This window comes from Streptomyces sp. NPDC022910, from assembly GCF_055561075.1.
Genome location: NZ_JBVHHL010000026.1, coordinates 63,621 through 79,388, shown reverse-complemented (window position 1 = coordinate 79,388; position 15,768 = coordinate 63,621). Strand labels below are relative to the sequence as shown.

The window sequence follows — 15,768 nt, the reverse complement described above, 5'->3', positions numbered from 1 at the left end:
TGCCGTCCGGGTCCGGGTCGCCGTACGGGCGGGCCGCCGAGCCCGCTGAAATTCTTCTCGGAAACGTGAACCGGTCGCGGGAGCTCGTCCGATGAAGGGGCGTGAGGGAAACGAGAAGTGACGGGGAGCTGCTGCGTGCCGCGGCAGACGGGGACCGTCGCGCCTTCGAGGAGCTGTACCGGCGGTATGCGCCGTGGCTCACGGCACGGCTGCGCGGTCGGTGCGCCGACCCGGGAGTCGTGGACGACGTGGTGCAGGAGACGTTCCTGGCGGTCTGGCGCGGCACCGCGCGCTATCACGAGGACGGCGACGTGGCCGGCTGGCTCTGGCGCGTCGGGGCCCGACGGCTGGTGGACGCGCTGCGCGGCGACGGCGCGCGCGGCCGGCTGCGCCAGACGCTGGCCCGGCTGCGGCACCGCCACGAGGCGTCCGCGGAGGAGCGGGTCCTGGCAGGAGTGGAGCACGGCGACCTGGCTGGTGCCCTGACCAGGCTCTCGCCCGAGCTGCGGGCCGTCCTCCAGGCGACGGTGATCGACGGACTGACGACCAGGGAGGCGGCCGTCCTGCTCGGCATTCCCCCCGGCACGGTCAAGACGCGCGCGCAGCGCGCACGGAAGCGGTTGCGGGAGGAGCTGGCATGAGGGACGAGAAGCACGACGGCGCCGGATGGCACGCGGACGCCGACGACCTTCGCGCCTATGCGCGCGGCGAGCTCGAGACCCCCCGGCTGTGGTCCGTCGACACGCACCTGATCGCATGCGCGGCCTGTCGCGAGGCACTGGCCGAGGACGGCGATCCGCTCGTCCTGGACATCGGCTGGGAGCGGCTCGACGCCGAGCTGGACGCCCCGAGGCCCGGCGTCTTCGAGGGACTGCTGACGCGGCTCGGCGTCGCCGATCACACCGCGCGGCTGCTCGCCGCGACACCCGTGCTGCGCGCCTCCTGGCTGGGCGCGGTCCTGCTGGTCCTGGCCATGACCGTGGCCAGCGTGTACACGCAGGATTCGCCCGCGCTCTTCCTCGCCCTGGCCCCGCTGCTGCCGCTGGGAGGCGTCGCACTGTCGTACGGCCCGGCCCTCGACCGCACGTACGAGCTGACGGTCGTCGCCCCGCTGCACGGCTTCCGCCTGCTGATGATCCGGACGGTCGCGGTGCTCGTCGCCGGCCTGGGGCTGAACGGCCTGGCGACGCTGGCCCTCCCCGGCTACGGACTGCGGGCCCTGGCCTGGCTGCTGCCCGCCCTCGCGCTGACCGCCATGGGGCTCGCGCTGACCGCCCGGCTGGGACCGGTCCTCGCCCCGGCCCTGGTCAGCGGCGGCTGGGTCGCCCTGCTGGTGGTGACCCAGGCGACCACCCACGGGACCCCCGCCCCGTTCACGGGCTTGGGCCAGGGCGTGGCGGCGTTGCTCGCCGCGGGCGCAGCCGCCCTGCTGCACCGTCTGCGCGACAGGTTCGACGCCTCTCAGGCGCCCTCCTTCTTCACCGACTTCGCCCACAGGAGCACCTCATGACCACCGCCCCCACCGTCTCGGCCTCCGGCCTGACCTTGCGCTACGGCGGCATGGCCGCTCTGGACGACGTCTCCCTCCGCCTCAGCGAGGGCGTCACCGGCCTGCTCGGGCCCAACGGCGCGGGCAAGACGACTTTGCTGCGGGTGCTCGCCACCGCGCTGCCCGCCGACCGGGGCGCCTTCACCGTCCTGGGCCACGATCCGGGCACGGCCACGGGACGCCAGGAGGTGCGGCGCCGACTGGGATATCTGCCGCAGACTCCGGGTTTCCACCCGGAGTTCACGGCCTTCGCGTTCGTCGACTATGTGGCGATCCTCAAGGAGCTCACGGACCGTGCGGCCCGCCACCTCGAGGTGCGGCGCGTGCTCGAGGCCGTCGACCTTTCCGATGTGCGCGGCAAGCGCATCAAGCGGCTCTCCGGCGGTATGCGCCAGCGCGTCGCCCTCGCCGCGGCACTCGTCGGCGACCCGGGTCTGCTGCTGCTCGACGAACCGACCGTCGGCCTCGATCCCGAACAGCGCATGCGGTTCCGGGAGTTGATCTCCGAGGCGGGCGAGGGCCGGACAGTGCTGCTGTCCACCCATCAGACCGAGGACGTGGCCATGCTCTGCCACCGTGTGATCGTCATGGCCCGTGGCGGCGTCCGTTTCGAGGGCACCCCGGCCGAGCTGACGGCAAGGGCGGCGGGCCGAGTCTGGAGCAGTACGGAACGCGACCCGGCCGCCCGCGCCGGCTGGCGCACCGGCCTGGGCACGTTCCGCAACGTCGGCGACCCGCCGGAGGGCGCCGACCTCCTCGAACCCACACTGGAGGACGGCTACTTGCTCGTCCTGGACGGAGAGCCCGCGGAGGTGGCGTCCGTATGAGCACGGTCATCGACAAGGCCCCGGTGGTCCCCGCTCCCGTGCGGACAGGCCGCCACTCGGCCTCCGCCGTTCTCGCCCTCGCCCGCTTCGAGGCCCGAGAACTGCTGCTGACGATCCCGGTGTTCGTGTTCTTCACGCTCTACATAGGCGCCACTGTCTGGACGTTGTTCTTCTCCCGTGGCGGCATGGACGACTTCCCGATCCTTCAGGACACGGACCGTGCCACCCAGTCCGGCACTCTGTTCCTCGGTATCGCCGTCCTCATGTGTGTGAACGTCGCCGCGCTGCGCTCTCGGCGCCACGGCACGGACCGGCACTTCGACGTCCTGGTCATAGAGCCCTGGCGGCGTACGGTGGCGCACGTGCTGTCCGTGGTGCCGTTCGCGGCGGTCACCGCACTGGTCGCCGCCGTCGAGTTCGGCTGGGCGGCGCTGAGGCCGGGCGCGGTCGGCCACGGATCGATGGCCGAGCTGGCGGTGGGGCCCCTTGTGGTGCTCCTGTCCGGAGTCCTGGGGGTGCTCATCGCGCGGCTGTACCCCAGTGTGGCCGGCGGTCCGCTCTTCGTGGTCGTGGGGTTCGCCACGCTCATGGTCACCTCAGCTGTCACAGGAGGGCGGGTGCACTGGTTGAACTGGCTGCACCCGGTCGTCTCCGAGGACGGCGCTCCGCCGATCCCCTCTGACGCCCTGGGCCGCCCGGCCGCCTGGCATGCCCTGTATCTGGCGGGCCTCACCGCACTGCTGCTGTGTGTGGCTGTCCTGTTGAGCAGGGGGCGGACACGGATGCTGAAGGCGCTGACGGTGGTCGCGCTCGGCGCCACCGTCGCGGGGATCGCCGGACAGTCCCCGAGCCATGAGGCAGCCCTGACCGCGGCCCGCGCGAAGCTCAGCCGTACGCCGGACACGTTCCAGTCCTGTGCGACGCACGGCCGATCGACCTACTGCTCCTTCCCTGAGTGGACCGCCTGGCGGGACGACTGGGCGCGGGTGGTCGATCGGGTCCTGGATCTTGCGGGCGGCGGTGCCGAAGGGGCGCGGCTGACGATCCGGCAGCGGATACCGGTTCTCTATGACCTGGACAGCGACTCCGCCATCGAGCCCCTGCACACACCGGGCGAGGTCACGGTCGGTACGCGCTGGGGCGGCAACCGCGTTCCCGAGTTCGCCGTCGGAGTCGCGTCGGTCCTCGTCGCCGGTGACGAGCAGGCGGTATCCGGTATGTGCGACGCCCGTGTGGTGACCGTGACGTGGCTGGCGCTGGCCGCGCAGGACCACCCGATGACCGCGTTCCGCGACGTCCGGGTGGACGACAGCATCAGTGGCTCCGCCGTCTCCCTGACCCCCACGGAACCGCTCTCCATGAGTGCCGAGCAGACCCGGATCGTTCGGGAACTGCTGAAGCGCCCGCACTACAGCGTCACGGCCAGGGTGAAGGCCCACTGGACGGAGCTGACGTCCCCGAAGACGTCGGTGGCGCGGGCTGCGGAGCTGCTCGGGGTGCAGTCGGCGAAGGGTGCCGACAAGGGGAAGTCGTGCCAGGAGTAGCAGAGAGGTACGCGGGGGTGCGTGCCCTTCTTCCGCCGGTGTGGCGCACCCTTCCCTGGCGGATCCTCGAGGTGGCGTGCGGGCTGGGCCTGGCTCTCGCCGGGGTCACTCGGCTGACGCCCGGCGGGTTCGACACCGCGTTCGTCCTCGTTCTTCTGAGGTCCGCCGCGGTCGCCTTCGCCCTGGGCCTGGCGTTCCTGCTGGACGACCCGGCACGGGGGATCACCGCGGCGGTGCCGGTCCGACGGGCGGTGCGGACGGGACTGCGGCTGGCGCTCGCCGCCCCGCTCGCCGCTCTGGCCTGGACGGCGGCTCTGCTCCTTGTCCCGGGGGAGATACGGCCCCCGGCCGGGGAGGTGACCCTGGAGGCGGCGGCGCTCGCGGCCCTGGCGCTCACCGGTGCGGTGGCAGCCGTGCGGTTCAGCGACGAGCCGCAGCCGGGAGCGGGCGTGGCGATGACGCTCCTGGTGGGCACGGTACTCACGGTGCTGCTGCCCGAGCGATGGGCCCTGTTCGTCGGGGTGGACGCGCCCGGCTGGGCAGCGGCCCATCAGCGGTGGGCGGCGCTTCTGCTGCTCACCCTGCCGCTCGGCGCGGCGCTTCTGCCCGAGCCGATACGCCGGTGTCCGGCGCTGGTCCGGGCCTACCGCTGACGCTGCCGGTCGGCCGAGGTCACCCGTTTCTCACGTCTCGGTGCGGTACATCAGATCCGTCTCGTGGGTCACGAAGCCGAGCCGCTCGTAAACGACGAGCGCGGCTGTGTTGTCGGCGTCGACGTACAGCATCGCGGTCGGGAGGGCCTGGGCGGCGAGGTGCCGCAGTCCGATCGTGGTGAGGGCGCGTCCGAGGCCGCCGCCCTGGGCGCCGGGGCGGACGCCGAGGACGTACACCTCGCCGAGCTGCTCCTCCGCGTGGACCTTGGTCCAGTGGAAGCCGAGCAGTTCGGGGCCCTGCTCGCCCTCGCGCTCGGCGAGGAAGAAGCCCTGGGGGTCGAACCACGGCTCGGCCTTGCGGTCGTCGAGGTCGCGCTGGGTGAGGGAGCCCTGCTCGGGGTGATGGGCGAAGGCCTCCGCGTTGACGGTGAGCCAGGCAGCGTCGTCCTGGCCGGGCACGAAGGTGCGCACGGTGACGCCCTCGGGCAGCTTCGGCTCGGGCAGGTCGAGGTCGGTCAACGAACGGCGCAGCTGGCGCAGTTCGCGGAAGAGAGTGAGGCCGAGGACCTGGGCGAGGTGCCGGGCCGCGGAGTGACCGCCGTGGGCCCATACCCGCAGCCGCTTGCCGGAGGCGGCAAGGAGCGCGGAGCCGAGCGCGCGGCCGTGCCCATGGCCGCGGTACGCGGGGTGCACCACCAGCTCGGCGGCCGGGGCCTCCACCGGGTCGGTGTCCTCCAGCTGCGCGTAACCGACGAGCGTGCCGTCGACCGAGAGCAGGAGGTGGGACACGCCTTCCCGCTCGCCGCCGCGCAACTGCAGCCGCCCCTGTTCGGACACGGCCTGCTGACCGTCGACCCGGGCGGCCTCGGCGAGCAGCGCGAGCACGGCCTCGGACTGATCGGGGGAAAGCGCGGTGACGGTCTCGATGGAACGGGGCAGTGCCGGGCGGGCGGTGTCGTCGCTGGTCATGGGTACGAGGGTAAGGGGAGGACCGGGGAAAGGGGAGGCAAAGGCAATGCGCTTGTAACCCTGAACCCCCTGTTGCGCTACGCGCGTTGACCCTAGGCTGCGCGAACGGCCTTCTTGGCACGCTCTTTACACAACGCGCGCAGGCAGTCCGGCCGTCGCACACCCGGGAGGACTGCGCGCTCTTCACAGAGGGGGGCATATGCCGTCGATAAACCGGCGCAGACGTCTTCACCGCATCCTCGGGGCCGCCGCGGGCCTGGCCACCGTCGGGGCCCTGGTGGCGGCGCTGCCGGCCGAAGCCCATGGGAGCGGTCACGGGTACCCCGGCCGCTACCAGGACGTTCAACTGCTGTCCTTCAACGACCTGCACGGCAACCTCGAGCCGCCGACCGGTTCCTCGGGGCGGGTCACCGAGCAGGAGGAGGACGGCACCACCAAGACCATCGACGCGGGTGGCGCCGAGTACCTCGCCACGCATCTGCGGCAGGCACGCCAGGGCAACCAGTACTCCATCACGGCCGCCGCGGGTGACATGGTCGGTGCCTCCCCGCTGATCTCGGGGCTGTTCCACGACGAGCCGACCATCGACGCGCTCAACAAGCTCGACCTGGACGTCACCAGCGTCGGCAACCACGAGTTCGACGAGGGCGCCAGGGAACTGGCCCGGCTGCAGAACGGCGGCTGTCACCCCACAGACGGCTGCTACGACGACAGCGAGGAGTTCCAGGGGGCGAACTTCCCCTATCTGGCCGCGAACGTGACGGACGAGACGACCGACAAGCCGATCCTGAAGCCCTACTGGGTGTGGAAGAAGAACGGCGTCAAGGTCGGCTTCATCGGCGTGACGCTGGAGGGCACCCCGAACATCGTCTCCGCGGAGGGTGTCAAGGGCCTGAAGTTCGGCGACGAGGTGGAGACGATCAACAAGTACGCCAAGGTGCTCCAGGGGCAGGGCGTCCAGTCGATCGTCGCCCTGATCCACGAGGGCGGGGCGCCCGCGTCGAGCGCGTACAACTACGACTGCGACAGCCCGGGCGCGGGCGACGGCATCTCCGGTCCGATCGTCGACATCGCCAAGCACGTCACCCCGGCCGTGGACGCCTTGGTCACCGGTCACACCCATCAGGCCTACGTGTGCACGATCGACGACCCGGCAGGCCGTCCTCGCATGGTGACGTCGGCGGCCTCGTTCGGCCGTCTGTACACGGACACCACTCTGACGTACGACCGCTGGACCGGCGACATCGCCCGTACGGCCGTCACGTCCGCGAACCACGTGGTCACCCGTGACGTCGCCAAGGCGGCCGACATGGCGGACCTGATCACCAAGTGGAAGACGCGGGCCGCGCCCGTCGCCTCCCGGCCCATCGGTCACATCGCGGGCGATATCGGCAACAGCGGTACCGAGTCCCCGCTCGGCGATCTGATCGCGGACGCGCAGCTCGCCTACGCCAAGACCCTCGACGCCGGGGCGGACCTCGCGCTGATGAACCCCGGCGGCATCCGCGCGCCCCTCACCTACACGGCGAGCGGCGGTGAGGGAGACGGTGTGGTGACGTACGGGGAGGCGTACGCGGTCCAGCCGTTCGCCAACACCGTGAACCTGATCGACCTGACCGGAGCCCAGCTGATCGCCGCGCTGCAGCAGCAGGTCAGCGGCGCCAACGAGGCCTCGCCGATGATCCTGCAGGTGTCCGGCGGCCTGACCTACACGCTGGACATGACGAAGTCGGGCGCCGCGCGCGTGGTCGTGGACTCCGTGAAGCTGGGCGGCACGGCGATCGACCCGGCCGCCACGTACCGGGTCGCGCTCAACTCCTTCCTCGCGGGCGGCGGCGACGGCTTCGCGGAACTCGGCAAGGGTGCGAACGTACTGGTCGGCGGCGACGACCTGGCGGCCCTCGAGGCATACCTGACGGCCAACTCGTCGGCCGCGGCGCCGTATCCGGTGCCGGCGGCGAACCGGATCACGGTCGTGCGGTGATCGGCGAGCGGTGATCGAAGGCCCGTCCCTGTCCCTTGACAGGGGCGGGCCGTTTTCACATTCTGGCAATTACCTCGGTAAATTCCAGGTGAGGCACGTAATAAATTCTATGTGAGTGCCGGTCCGGTTCCACGGATCGCCTGAAAATTGATTCAGGTGCATTTCATCGAGGTCTCAGCGGAATTGGCTTTTTCCGGCTCGCGGGTCCCGTAATGTTTTCCATGTCGAAAGCGAACGGCGCTTAGGCAAAGGGAATCCACCCGCAAGCAGACAAGGAGAAGCCCATGAGCTTCCACAAGATCATCCCGGTCAAGAAGCACCGTAAGCCCGCCCCGGCGCCCAAGAAGCCGACTCCGAAGAAGCCCGCGCCGAAGCGCCCGGTCGGCCACAAGAGCCACGGTTGAGTCGTAACCGCAGGGCCTTAGGGCCGCTACGCCGAGCCTGAATTCATCGCACAGCAGAAAGAGAAATTCCCATGAGCTTCCGCAAGATCGCCCCCATCAAGAAGGCCGAGAAGCCGGCTCCGAAGAAGCCCGCCCCCAAGAAGCCGGCCCCGAAGAAGCACGGGCGCTGCCGCCCGGTCGGCCACCAGGGCTGACGCTTCGCCACGAGGCGGGGTCACCGGAACACCTCCGGGGCCCCGCCTCGGCCGTGACACGACACCCCGACGAGTCGCAGAGGAGCTGAAGCCGATATGCGTGACATCAAGGACGCCTTCGCCCGGTTCTGGCCGCTGACACGCGGCGACCGCAAGTGGCTGGCGCTGATCATCGTATGCGTGATCGTGTCCGCGCTCGCCGAGACCGCGTCGATCCTGCTCTTCGCGCAGCTCACCGACCACGCGCTGAAGGCGGGTTCGCTCTCCGCCTTCTGGGGGCCGGCCGGAGCCTGGCTGGTCGCCGCCGCGCTGGGCGCGCTCGTCGGCTACCTGGGAAACTCGCTCGCCACCTGGACGGCGGAGAGATTCGTCCTGCGTCTGCGGGCGAACGTCTTTCGCCATGTGCAGGACCTGCCGCCGCATTTCTTCCAGCGGCATCGCCAGGGTGACCTGGTGGAACGCCTGACCGGCGACGTCGAGGCCATCGAGCAGATGGTCGTGTCGGGGGTCGTCGGCACCATCGCCGCCGCCTTCTCCGCGGTCTTCTACGCGGCCGCGGCGTTCTGGCTGCGGTGGGACCTGGCCCTCGCCACGTTCCTGCTGGCCCCGCTGTTCCTCTTCACGGCGCGTCGCTTCTCCGGCCGGATCAAGCAGGCGTCCCGGGACGAGCGGACCGCCGACGGAGCGATCACCTCGGTCGTCGAGGAGTCCCTCGGCAACGTCCTCCTCACCCAGGCGTACAACCGCAGGCAGGCGGAGGAGAAGCGCCTAGAGCGCGAGGCGCGCGCCTGGATGCGGGCGTCCGTGCGGGGTGCGCGGGCGAGCGAGATGTACGAACAGTTCGTCGAGGTCGTCGAGACGCTGTGCGTCCTCGCGGTGATCGGGCTCGGTGCGTGGGAGATCTCCCAGGACCGTATGACTCTGGGCCAGTTGCTGGCCTTCGCCGCCTTCCTCGGCTACCTCTACCCGCCGATCCGCAACCTCGGCCGGCTGGGGCTGACCTTCACCGCCGCCACGGCGGGCGCGGAGCGCCTGAACGAGATCCTGGACGCCAGGCCCGCGGTGACCGACCCTGCTCAACCGGCCGCCCCGTGGCCGGTGCGCGGCTGGGTGAGCCTCCACGGCGCGTCCTTCCGTTACCCGGGCACGGAGCGCGCGTCCTTGGAGGACGTCACATTCACCGCGGGTCCCGGCGAGCTGATCCTGGTCACCGGCCCGAGCGGCGCCGGCAAGTCCACGCTCTCCAAGCTCCTCACGCGCTTCTACGACCCCACGGCGGGCGTGATCTGCCTGGACGGCGTGCCCCTGGGGGACCTGGCGCTGGAGTTCCTGCGCGACAACGTGACCCTGCTGCCGCAGGAGACCTTGATCCTCAGCGGCACGATCCGGGAGAACATCGAGGCCGGCCGCCCCGGTGCGAGTGACGAGGAGATCGAACGGGCGGCACGGCACGCGGCGGCGCACGACTTCATCACCGCGCTCCCGAACGGCTATGACATGGAGATCGCCCCGGGAACGGCGGCACTGTCCGGCGGCCAGCTCCAGCGCATCGCCATCGCCCGCGCGATGCTCCGCCCGTCTCCGGTCCTGGTCCTGGACGAACCGACGGCCGGCCTGGACGCCTTGGCCGCACGCCGCGTCGTGCAGCCATTGCGCCGCCTGATGACGGGGCGCACGACGATCATGATCACCCATGATCTGAGCCTGGCGGCGGACGCGGACCGCATCCTGGTGGTGGAGTCCGGCCGGCTGGTGGAGGCGGGCACGCACGCGCAGCTGCTGGCGCGGCAAGGGACGTACGCGAGGCTTGCGGCGCCGCTGCCGGAGACGGTGACGGGCGGGTCGGCGGACGACACGCTGATCCTCCGCGTGTGAGCCGCTCGTCTCACTTGCCGCGCAGGCTGTACCCGAGCCCGCGGACGGTGTGCAGGACCCGGGCCCGCCCGTGCCGCTCCAACTTCCGCCGCAGATACATGACGTACACGTCGAGGGTGTTGGAGGTCGGCTCGAAGTCGAAGCCCCAGACGTCTTTGAGGATCTGGGCGCGACCGAGCACCTTGCCGGGGTGTCGGAGGAGGTACTCCAGCAGGGTGTACTCGGTCTTGGTGAGGTCGAGGACCTGTCCGGCCCTGGTGACGGTACGGGTGCGCCGGTCCATCAGGAGGTCCTCGAAGGACAGCAGGTCGTCCGGGACGGCGCGGCGGTCGGGCCGCTGGGGACTGCGCCGCAGCAGGGCGCGCACGCGCGCGAGAAGCTCCTCGACGGCGAACGGCTTCATCAGATAGTCGTCGGCGCCGTTGTCGAGGGCGACGATTCGGTCGCCGACGGCGTCGCGGCCGGTGAGCATGAGGATGGGGACGGTGGAGCCGGAGGCCCGGATCCGCCGGGTCGCGGCGAGACCGTCCAGACGGGGCATGATCACGTCCATCAACACGAGGTCGGGTCGCTGCTCGGCCTCGCCCACGATGTCGAGGGCCGTACGCCCGTCCTCCGCGAGGACGGTCTCGTACCCCTCGAACCTGAGCACCCGGTCGAGCCCTTCACGTACGGCCGGGTCGTCATCGGCCAACAGGATCTTCCGCGTCATCACTCCAACGTGTTACGGGCTTCTGTGCGGAGCCTTGGAGGGGAGTGTGCGGAGGCTGGGGAGTGGGGCTGTGGGGCTCAGCGCCAGGGTCGGGAAGGGTTGCTCGTCACCGGCGAGTCCGGTCGTCAAGGCACGTCCGGGCGCGACCTCGCCCCTCATGAGCGATCTCCGCGACGGGGACTATCCGAGTTCCTGCCGTGCCGTCGTCGGCGGCGGGGTGGGCGCGCCCGGCAGCCGTACCGTCGCCACCGTGCCGCCGCCCCCCGCAGGCGTCAGGGACACCTCGCCGCCCACCTGCTGGACCGTGCGGGCGACGATCGACAGGCCGAGGCCGGAGCCGGGCAGCGCCCTCGCGCTCGGGGAGCGCCAGAAGCGGTCGAAGACATGAGGCAGTTCCTCGTCCGCGATGCCGGGGCCGTGGTCGCGGACCGTCAGGACACCCTCCGTCAGCGAGATCTCGATCGAGCCGCCCTCGGGGCTGAACTTCACCGCGTTGTCGAGGATGTTCACCATCGCCCGCTCCAGCGTGGACGGCTCCGCCCGTACGTACCACGGCTTGAGGTCCGCCGTGATCGTCAGCTCGGGGCCGCGCAGCCGGGCCCGGTGCAGCGCGGACTCGACGATGTCCTGCCACTCCACCACCTGGGTCTTGCCGGTGTGCTGGCCCTTCTCCGGCCGTGACAGCTCCTGCAGGTCGCCGATGAGCGAGGCCAGCTCCGTCATCTGGGCCTTCACCGAGGCGAGCAGCGCCTTGCGGTCCTCTGCGGGGATCGGGCGACCCGTCTCCTCACTGCGGGTGAGGAGTTCGATGTTCGTACGCAGCGACGTGAGCGGCGTACGCAACTCGTGGCCCGCGTCCGCGATGAGCTGTTGCTGCAGGTCGCGGGAGTTGGCCAGGGCGGACGTCATCGAGTTGAAGGAGCGGGAGAGACGGGCGATCTCGTCCTCGCTGTGTCCCTCCACCGGGATGCGGGTGGTCAGGTCCTCGGTGCGGGCGATGTGTTCGACCGCTTCCGTGAGCTTGTCGACGGGTCGCAGGCCCGCACGGGCCACGGCCAGGCCGAGCGCGCCGGCGCCCACGACTCCGATGCCGGAGACGGCCAGCAGGATCAGGGCCAGGTCGTTGAGCGTCTTGTCGGTGTCCTTGAGGGGGTACGCCACGAGCAGGGCGTAGTCGGGGTACAGCTGTGGACCCGCCGGGCCGTCGATCAACAGGGGCGTCGTCAACACCCGGACCGGGTTGCCCTTGCTGTCGGTGCTGTTGTGGAGGACGCCCCGAGTCGGGTTCTTGGCGATGTCGGTGTCGCTGCTCGTGACCGTGACAAGGCCTGCCGAGTTCGAGTAGACACAGACCCCGCCCGTCGTACTGACCACCTGTGTGTAGTAGGTGTCGGGCTGGGGGCCGCGGTCGTCCTGCGGGGAGGGCGTGGTGGTGCACGAGCTGAGGACGTTCGCCAGCCCCCCCGGCCGGACCGGCCCGCTGCCGTTCTTCAGGCTGCTGTCCAGCTGTGAGTACAGCTTGCCCTGCACGATGAACCAGCAGCTCACCGACACCGCCGCCACCCCGAACGCCACCGCCGCGGCCACCAGCAGGGCCAGCCGGGAGCGGAGCGGGAGGGAGCGGAACCGCTTGATCACTCGGCGCCGCCCTGTCGCAGGACGTAGCCCACGCCGCGGACCGTGTGCACGAGGCGCGGCTCGCCGCCCGCCTCCGTCTTGCGCCGCAGGTACATCACGTACACGTCGAGCGAGTTCGACGACGGCTCGAAGTCGAAGCCCCAGACGGCCTTGAGGATCTGCTCGCGGGTCAGTACCTGGCGCGGATGGGCCATGAACATCTCCAGGAGCGTGAATTCGGTCCGGGTCAGCTCCACCGGGCGCCCGCCCCGCGTGACCTCGCGCGTCGCCAGGTCCATGCGCAGATCGGCGAACGTCAGCGCCTCGTCCTCCGGCGCGCCGACCGCCGTGGCCGCGTACGAACTGCGGCGCAGCAGGGCGCGGATGCGGGCGAACAGCTCGTCCAGTTCGAAGGGCTTGACCAGGTAGTCGTCGGCCCCGGCGTCGAGGCCGGTGACACGGTCGCCGACCGTGTCACGGGCCGTGAGCATGAGGATGGGCGTGGTGGTGCCCGCTCCGCGCATCCTGCGCGCGGCGGTGAGACCGTCCATGCGCGGCATCTGGATGTCCAGGACGACCAGGTCGGGCTGGTAGGCCGTCGCCTTCTCCAGCGCGTCCGCGCCGTCCACAGCGACCTCGGTGTCGTAGCCCTCGAAGGCGAGGCTGCGCTGGAGTGCTTCACGCACCGCCGGTTCGTCGTCGACGATCAGGATGCGCTGGGGTTCACGGTCGCCTTCGGCGGGGCTCATGGGTGTGGAGTTCCTAGAGGTGCGATGGGACGGAGCTGAACGCATTCAGCCTCGCACGTTTCCCGGCAGGGACGGAAAGGACGGCTCGGGCTTGTCTGCCGGGGACTTCCGGGCCGTCCGGCGTACGGCTCAGCCCAGCACCGCGGTGAGCCGGTTCAGCGGCACCTTGCGGCGGTGGGGCCGTGCGGCACTGGTGCGCAGGCCCATCAGTTGCGGGACCGCCACTTCCGGTACCCGGAACTCGCGTGCCGGGAGTTCGAAGGTCTCCGGCTCCCGCGTCGCAGGTGCGTGGAGTTCGTACGCCACTGCGAGGGCCAGGGCGACCTTGGCGGGGCCGACGGGGGCGGTCGCCTCGTGCAGAACCTGCTTGATCATGTCGTACTCCTTACCGATCGCCCGGCGGGACGCAGGCTCAGCTCTGGGAGCCGGAGCGCAGCTTCGCCAGGTCGGACTTGACGGTGTTGATCGGGATGGCGAAGCCGAGGCCCACGCTGCCGGCGCTCGACGAGGTCGAGTCGGAAGTGGCCGAGTACATCGCCGAGTTGATGCCGATGATGTTGCCGTTCATGTCGATGAGGGCGCCGCCGGAGTTGCCCGGGTTCAGGGACGCGTCCGTCTGGATCGCCTTGTACGTCGTCGTCGACGAGCCCGTGTCGCCGTTGAACTGCCGGCCGCCGAACTCGAACGGCCACTGGCCGTTGCCCTGACCCTGCCCCTGGTTCTCGTCGGTCGAGACGGTGACGTCGCGGTTGAGGGCGGAGACGATGCCGCTGGTGACCGTGCCGGTCAGGCCCTCGGGGGAGCCGATCGCGACCACCTGATCGCCGACCTGGATGCCGTCGGAGTTGCCGAGGGTGGCGGTCTTCAGGCCGGAGGCGCCCTCCAGCTTGATCAGCGCCAGGTCCTTCTTGCTGTCGGTGCCGACGACCTGCGCGGTGTACGACTTGCCGTTGCTGGTCGTCGCCTTGATCGAGGAGGCGCCGGAGACGACGTGGTTGTTGGTGAGGATCTCGCCGTTGCTGGTGATGACCACGCCGGAACCGGTCGACTCGCCGGCGTTCGAGGTGGCGCGGATCTCCACGATGCTCGGGCTGACCGCGGCGGCCACTCCGGCCACCGTGCCCTTCTTGCTCGAGGGCACCACGGTGGTGCTGGTGGAGCTGGAGGAGACCGTGTTCTTGCCGGTCAGCTCCTGGAAGCCGTAGGCCGTGCCGCCTCCTACGGCCGCTGCGACGATCGCCACGGCGGCGAGGAGGGCGAGCGGGCTCTTGGCGCGCTTCTTCGGCCCGGGCTCGGCGGGGACCGCCGTGAAGAGAGCCGTACCGCCGCCGTCGCCGCCGTGACCCGAGGCAGCCGTGGCGGCCGGCTGACCCGGCCACACCCTGGTCCCCGGCTCGACGGTCACCGGCTGGGCCGGCTCGTACGCCGGCGGGGGCGGCCACTCGGGGTTCACGGGGGTGGAGGCGTGCTGCTGCTGGGGGTACGCGAACTGGTGCCCGTCACCCTCGGGGTGCTCGTACTCGCCGCTGCGGCGGAAGCTCTCGGTCATGTAATAGAGAGTGTCCCTGGATCATGAGAGCCAGCTGAGTCGTCCCTGAGAAGCCCGACAGAACCGCGTATGCCCGATATAAAGGCGCCTCGGAGCAGGTCGGCCCCGAAACGAGGGGTCGTGCGGGTGAGGCTCGTGACCCCGTGGGCCGAGGAAACACGGGGTGTCCGTCAGGTGTGAAAAAGAAGGGCGGCGGACGAATACTTGTCTGACACCTGTCAGGCGCGTGTGCAGAGGGACTCCTGCGGCCTACGGTCACGGCGACCGGAAGGGGGCTCCGCGGTTTCGCCCGACTGTACGGCGTGGCTTCGCGCGCGCTGCGTCGGGCCGGTGTGTCGTATGCCCTTCCCGGGCCCTGTCTACGACATCACCCCAGGAGCCCCGAGTGATACGTGCCCTGCGCGGCCGCTGGAGACGCCCTGCCACAGCGCTTCCCGCGGCCGCCCTCGCGCTGGCCCTGACCTGCGCCGGCGCTCTGGCGGCCCAGTCGGCGGCCGCCGCGGACGGACTGCCGGAGCCGGGAGTCCTCCAGCAGCGGACCGCCGCCCCGCAGCCCACCGCCTCCGCCAAGGAACTGCGCGACCGACTGCTCGACGCCGCCAGGAAGCAGGCGGCCCGGAACAAGGGGCAGAAGCAGCAGGCGGCCACCGAGGCACCTGCCGCCACCGCCGGGTCGAACAAGGTGTCTCCGTTCATCATCGGCGGCACCCAGACGACGATCGCCTCGGCGCCCTGGATGGTTCAGCTCGGCTACTACGACGCCGCGGCCGGCGAGGGCTACTTCTGCGGCGGCACTCTGGTCGCCCCGAACAAGGTCCTCACCGCCGCGCACTGTGTCGCGGGTCTGAACTGGGTCAAGAACGGCTCGGTACTGGCCGGTGCCACCGCTCTCGACGACTACAGCTCCGGAACCGTCGCGGGTGTCATGCGCCAGTGGACCCACCAGCACTACAACCCCGACACCACCCAGAACGACATCGCCGTCCTCACCCTCGACCGCCCGCTGGAGCAGCCGTGGCTGCGCCTCGCGGCCTCGAACGACAGCACGCTGTACCGGCCGGGCACCAGTGCCACGGTGTACGGCTGGGGCCTGACCTACGACTGCGGCACAGCGCCCCGCAGCGACAGCGCGAGCTCCGGGC

The 15,768-nt window shown here is 70.6% G+C and carries 14 protein-coding genes and 1 pseudogene; 9 read left to right on the top strand and 6 right to left on the bottom strand.

Annotated elements, in window-relative coordinates; translation table 11 throughout:
- Window positions 1-101: 101 nt before the first annotated feature.
- The 5 genes from ACZ3TS_RS24135 to ACZ3TS_RS24115 are packed head-to-tail and all read left to right on the top strand — an operon-like array spanning window position 102 to window position 4,573.
- A complete protein-coding gene (locus tag ACZ3TS_RS24135) occupies window positions 102-641 on the top strand; it encodes an RNA polymerase sigma factor (RefSeq protein ID WP_467621335.1) in 540 nt (179 codons plus the stop codon).
- Complete coding sequence (locus ACZ3TS_RS24130; RefSeq protein WP_467621333.1) at window positions 638-1,510, top strand: zf-HC2 domain-containing protein; 873 nt, start codon at window positions 638-640, stop codon at window positions 1,508-1,510. The genes ACZ3TS_RS24135 and ACZ3TS_RS24130 overlap by 4 nt, the downstream gene beginning before the upstream one ends.
- Window positions 1,507-2,376: an ABC transporter ATP-binding protein gene (locus ACZ3TS_RS24125; RefSeq protein WP_467621330.1), complete on the top strand. Its 870-nt coding sequence runs from the start codon at window positions 1,507-1,509 to the stop codon at window positions 2,374-2,376. The genes ACZ3TS_RS24130 and ACZ3TS_RS24125 overlap by 4 nt, the downstream gene beginning before the upstream one ends.
- Window positions 2,373-3,920, top strand: coding sequence for an ABC transporter permease (locus ACZ3TS_RS24120; RefSeq protein ID WP_467621327.1), 1,548 nt, complete (start codon window positions 2,373-2,375; stop codon window positions 3,918-3,920). Before ACZ3TS_RS24125 ends, ACZ3TS_RS24120 begins: the two co-directional genes overlap by 4 nt.
- Window positions 3,908-4,573 (top strand): ABC transporter, encoded by a 666-nt coding sequence (locus ACZ3TS_RS24115; RefSeq protein ID WP_467621324.1) that lies wholly within the window; start codon window positions 3,908-3,910, stop codon window positions 4,571-4,573. The genes ACZ3TS_RS24120 and ACZ3TS_RS24115 overlap by 13 nt, the downstream gene beginning before the upstream one ends.
- Before the next feature lie 30 nt (window positions 4,574-4,603).
- Here the strand turns inward: ACZ3TS_RS24115 and mshD are convergent, their stop codons facing one another.
- Entirely contained in the window at window positions 4,604-5,542 is a 939-nt protein-coding gene (gene mshD / locus ACZ3TS_RS24110) for a mycothiol synthase (protein ID WP_467621321.1), read from the bottom strand.
- A 199-nt stretch (window positions 5,543-5,741) separates the two neighbouring features.
- Here mshD and ACZ3TS_RS24105 point away from each other — a divergent pair, with 199 nt between their 5' ends.
- From ACZ3TS_RS24105 to ACZ3TS_RS24095, 3 genes are all read left to right on the top strand, one after another.
- The gene (locus ACZ3TS_RS24105) at window positions 5,742-7,526 is read left to right on the top strand and encodes a bifunctional metallophosphatase/5'-nucleotidase (protein ID WP_467621318.1); all 1,785 of its coding nucleotides are present in this window, start codon (window positions 5,742-5,744) and stop codon (window positions 7,524-7,526) included.
- 475 nt (window positions 7,527-8,001) lie between these two features.
- Window positions 8,002-8,124 carry a hypothetical protein gene (locus ACZ3TS_RS24100; protein WP_467621315.1) on the top strand — a complete coding sequence of 41 codons (123 nt, stop codon included), beginning with the start codon at window positions 8,002-8,004 and terminating at the stop codon, window positions 8,122-8,124.
- A 96-nt stretch (window positions 8,125-8,220) separates the two neighbouring features.
- Window positions 8,221-9,999 carry an ABC transporter ATP-binding protein gene (locus tag ACZ3TS_RS24095; protein WP_467621313.1) on the top strand — a complete coding sequence of 593 codons (1,779 nt, stop codon included), beginning with the start codon at window positions 8,221-8,223 and terminating at the stop codon, window positions 9,997-9,999.
- A gap of 10 nt (window positions 10,000-10,009) precedes the next feature.
- Here the strand turns inward: ACZ3TS_RS24095 and ACZ3TS_RS24090 are convergent, their stop codons facing one another.
- From ACZ3TS_RS24090 to ACZ3TS_RS24070, 5 genes are all read right to left on the bottom strand, one after another.
- The gene (locus ACZ3TS_RS24090; protein WP_467621310.1) at window positions 10,010-10,711 is read right to left on the bottom strand and encodes a response regulator transcription factor; all 702 of its coding nucleotides are present in this window, start codon (window positions 10,709-10,711) and stop codon (window positions 10,010-10,012) included.
- A gap of 180 nt (window positions 10,712-10,891) precedes the next feature.
- Window positions 10,892-12,349 carry a sensor histidine kinase gene (locus tag ACZ3TS_RS24085; protein WP_467621307.1) on the bottom strand — a complete coding sequence of 486 codons (1,458 nt, stop codon included), beginning with the start codon at window positions 12,347-12,349 and terminating at the stop codon, window positions 10,892-10,894.
- Window positions 12,346-13,077 carry a response regulator transcription factor gene (locus ACZ3TS_RS24080; RefSeq protein WP_467621304.1) on the bottom strand — a complete coding sequence of 244 codons (732 nt, stop codon included), beginning with the start codon at window positions 13,075-13,077 and terminating at the stop codon, window positions 12,346-12,348. Before ACZ3TS_RS24080 ends, ACZ3TS_RS24085 begins: the two co-directional genes overlap by 4 nt.
- A gap of 129 nt (window positions 13,078-13,206) precedes the next feature.
- On the bottom strand, window positions 13,207-13,452 hold the full coding sequence (locus ACZ3TS_RS24075; protein ID WP_467621302.1) for a hypothetical protein: 246 nt from the start codon (window positions 13,450-13,452) through the stop codon (window positions 13,207-13,209).
- 37 nt (window positions 13,453-13,489) lie between these two features.
- Window positions 13,490-14,626 carry a S1C family serine protease gene (locus tag ACZ3TS_RS24070; RefSeq protein ID WP_467621299.1) on the bottom strand — a complete coding sequence of 379 codons (1,137 nt, stop codon included), beginning with the start codon at window positions 14,624-14,626 and terminating at the stop codon, window positions 13,490-13,492.
- Window positions 14,627-14,789: 163 nt separating this feature from the next.
- Here ACZ3TS_RS24070 and ACZ3TS_RS24065 point away from each other — a divergent pair.
- Window positions 14,790-15,749 (top strand): annotated as a pseudogene (locus ACZ3TS_RS24065) (S1 family peptidase); the annotation flags it as partial.
- Between the last annotated feature and the right edge of the window lie 19 nt (window positions 15,750-15,768).